At 69.8% G+C, this 3,415-nt stretch carries 4 protein-coding genes and 1 pseudogene; all 5 read right to left on the reverse strand.

The genetic code is table 11. The features are described from left to right. Positions 1 to 434 (reverse strand): annotated as a pseudogene (locus ABNT58_RS19470) (NADP-dependent oxidoreductase); the annotation flags it as partial. Between the two features lie 27 nt (positions 435 to 461). Then, on the reverse strand, positions 462 to 938 hold the full coding sequence (locus ABNT58_RS19475) for a PaaI family thioesterase (RefSeq protein ID WP_348755079.1): 477 nt from the start codon (positions 936 to 938) through the stop codon (positions 462 to 464). Beyond that, entirely contained in the window at positions 931 to 1,722 is a 792-nt protein-coding gene (locus ABNT58_RS19480) for an SDR family oxidoreductase (RefSeq protein WP_348755080.1), read from the reverse strand. Before ABNT58_RS19480 ends, ABNT58_RS19475 begins: the two co-directional genes overlap by 8 nt. A gap of 24 nt (positions 1,723 to 1,746) precedes the next feature. Then, positions 1,747 to 1,935, reverse strand: a complete 189-nt coding sequence (locus tag ABNT58_RS19485; RefSeq protein ID WP_348755081.1) for a hypothetical protein — start codon at positions 1,933 to 1,935, stop codon at positions 1,747 to 1,749. Between the two features lie 14 nt (positions 1,936 to 1,949). Then, positions 1,950 to 3,415, reverse strand: a 1,466-nt coding sequence (locus ABNT58_RS19490) for an acyl-CoA dehydrogenase (protein WP_348755082.1), incomplete at its 5' end; no start/stop codon positions are given.

Below are 3,415 nucleotides of genomic sequence, written 5' to 3' on the forward strand. Positions count from 1 at the left end.
CCGTACCAGGCGGTGACGCCGGGCATGCCCACCGCGCCCAGGTAGGCCTGCAGCGGCACATGCTCGGTGCTCACCTTGCGCAGCGTGCCGCGCAGGTCGCCGCCCGTCTCGCCGCCCAGCAACTGGTACTCCTGCCAGCCGCCCATGCCCACCACCTTGTCGCCCACCGCAAAGCCCGAGTTCTTCGAGGCCACCACCTCGCCCACGGTGCCGCCGCCCATCACCTCGTTCAGGGCCTGCGGCGCGGTGTAGCTCTTGGTGTCGTTCATGCGGCCGCGCATGTACGGGTCCAGGCTCAGGTAGTGGTGGCGCACCAGCACCTGGCCGTCCTGCAGCTCATCGGGCACGCTGGCTTCCACCAGCTTGAAGTTGTCGGCGGTGGCCTCGCCGGTGGGGCGCGAGACGAGGTGGATCTGGCGGTTGATCGTGGTCATGGTCTTCTCCTGTGGAGGTCTGTGCCGTCAGTCGGAAGCGCCGCCGCGGCGCACCTTCATGCCGCCGACGGTGAGGGACTTCAGGTGCTTGAAAGTGCCGGTGCCGTGGGCGACGAGCGCGCCCTTCTCATCCAGCACGCTGGCTTCGCAGAATGACATGGTGGCGGTGCGGTGCACCACCCGCCCCTGCACCCGCAACCGGCCGAGGCCCGGGCGCATGAAGCTGGTCTTCATCTCGATGGTGACGACGCCGGTGCGCGGCTCGCCGCCGGGTTCGTCGGGGCTGCGGGCGGCATGGCCCATGGCCGCGTCCAGCAGCGTCATGGTCACGCCGCCGTGGGCCATGCCCCAGGCGTTGGTGAGTTCTTCGCGCAGCGTCAGCACCAGCTCCGACTGGCCGCCGTCGAAGCGGCGCAGCTCGCAGCCCAGGTGGGCGAGAAAAGGAATGTGGACCAGCGACGGCAGCGCGCTGCCGGGCGTGGTCGTGGCTTCGGGCTCAGCCACCGAACACCGCGCTCACGCCGCCGTCCACCGCGATCACCTGGCCGGTGATGTGCTTGCCCGCGGCCGAGGCCAGCAGCAGCGCCGCGCCCTTCAAGTCGTCGTCGTCGCCCAGGCGGTTGAGCGGTGCGGCGGCGGCCATCTTCTCGGCGCCCACCGTGGCCAGCAGGCCGTGCGTCATGCGGCTGGGGAAAAAGCCCGGCGCCAGCGCATTGACGTTGATGCCGTAGGCGCCCCATTCACCGGCCAGCACGCGGGTGAAGTTCACCGCCGCGCCCTTGCTGGTGTTGTAGGCCACCGTCTTCATCATCGGCGGGTTGCCGGCCAGGCCGGCGATGGAGGCCACGTTGATGATGCGGCCCGAGCGCCGCGGGATCATGCTGGCGCGCGCCGCCGCCTGGCTGAACAGGAACAGGCTGCGCACGTTCAGGTTCATCACCTTGTCCCAGGCTTCCAGCGGATGGTCTTCGGCCGGGGCACCCCAGGTGGCACCGGCGTTGTTGACCAGCACGTCGATGCGGCCCAGGCGCGCCATGGTCTCGTCCACCACCTTCTGCACGTCTTCGGGCTTGGCGGCATCACCCGCGATCCAGCGGGCATCGATGCCCCGGGCCTGCAAGTGGGCCACCGCCTCTTCCAGGTCGGCCGCCTTGCGGGAGGTCAACATCAACTTGGCGCCGGCTTCACCCAGGGCCTCGGCGATCTGCAGCCCCAGGCCGCGAGAGCCGCCGGTGACCAGGGCCACCTGACCGGTGAGGTCGAACAGCTTCAGAACATTCGTGCTCATGCGCACCTCGGTTGTCTAGACAAGTCAGCGGCGTTCCATGCGCGAGCGCCACCAGATCAGCAGCACGCCGGCGGCCACGCCCACGCCACCCAACAGCTGCATCACCAGGCCCATGTTCTCGTCGGTGCGGGCCACGAAGTAGCCCAGCGCAGCCAGCACGATGCCGCCGTACACCAGCACCCACACCAGCTTCTCGACGGTTTGCGGTTTCATGGCCGCCTCCGCCATCAGAACCAGTCGTCGCGCATCTCGCGCGTCAGGGCGTTGCGGGCAGCGACCGGCGCCAGCCAGGCGTCGATCTTCGGCAGTTCGAAGTCGAAGAAGTAATGCATGGCCGACAGTGTGCCTTGCAGCCGCGGCTCGGGCAGCGCGGCGCCGGCCGCACGGGCCGCCACCGCGATGTCCAGCCACAGCCAGGCCAGCACCAGATGGCCGAAAGCCTGCAGGTAGGGCGTGGCATTGGCCAGCGCTTCTTCCGGCACGCCGGTGGCCCAGGCGGCCTTGGTGGCGGCGCCCACGCGCTGCAGCGCGCCGCCCAGCGCATTGCCCCGCTCGGCCAGGCCGGGCACCTGGCCGGCGCGCTGCGCGGTGTCGCTGACACGGGCGGCCAGCAGCTTCAGGCCCGCGCCGCCATCCATCACCACCTTGCGGCCCAGCAGGTCCAGGCCCTGGATGCCGTGCGTGCCCTCGTGGATCATGTTCAAGCGGTTGTCGCGCCAGTGCTGCTCCACCGGAAAGTCGCGGGTGTAGCCGTATCCGCCATGCACCTGGATGGCCAGGCTGTTGGCTTCCACGCCCCACTCGCTGGGCCAGCTCTTGGCGATCGGCGTCAGCACTTCCAGCAGCAGCCGCGCTTCGTCGGCGGCCTCGGGCGTGCCGGTGTGCTGCTCGTCCACCAGGCGGGCGCAGTACAGGCCCAGCGCGATGCTGCCTTCCACATAGGCCTTTTGCGCCAGCAGCATGCGCTTGACGTCGGCATGCTCGATCAGCCGCACCGGCGGCTGCGTCGGGTCTTTGCCGGCGGGGCCCACCGGGCGGCCCTGGCTGCGGTCCCGGGCATAGGCCAGGCTCGCCTCGTAGCCCGCGGCGGCCAGCATGGCGGCGCCGAAGCCCACGCCGATGCGGGCCTCGTTCATCATGTGGAACATGCAGCGCAGGCCCTGGCCGGCTTCGCCCACGCGGTAGCCGATGGCGCCGGCCCGGCCGCCGGGCTGGTGCTTGCCCTCACCGAAGTTGAGCAAGGTGTTGGTCGTGCCTCTGTACCCGAGCTTGTGGTTCAGGCCGGCCAGCACAACGTCGTTGCGCTCGCCGGTCAGCTGGCCTTGAGGGTCGACCAGCCGCTTGGGCACGATGAAAAGGGAAATGCCGCGGGTGCCGGCCGGCAGCTTGCCGTCGGGGCCAGGGATCTTGGCCAGCACCAAGTGCACGATGTTCTCGGTGATCTCGTGCTCGCCGCCCGAGATCCACATCTTGTTGCCGGTGAGCCGGTAGCGCGGCCCCAGCGGGTCTTGCTCGAAGCCTTCGCCATCGGGCACCGCGCGGGTGACGATGTCGCTCAGGCTGGAGCCGGCCTGCGGCTCGCTCAGGCACATGGTGCCGAACCAGCGACCGGCAAATTCGTTCTTGGCGAACACCTCGCGCTGGGTGGGCGTGCCGTGCGCCATCAGCAGGTTGGCATTGCCGGCGGTGAGCA

Origin of the sequence: uncultured Aquincola sp. (assembly GCF_964001545.1) — a bacterium.
GTDB lineage: Bacteria > Pseudomonadota > Gammaproteobacteria > Burkholderiales > Burkholderiaceae_C > Aquincola.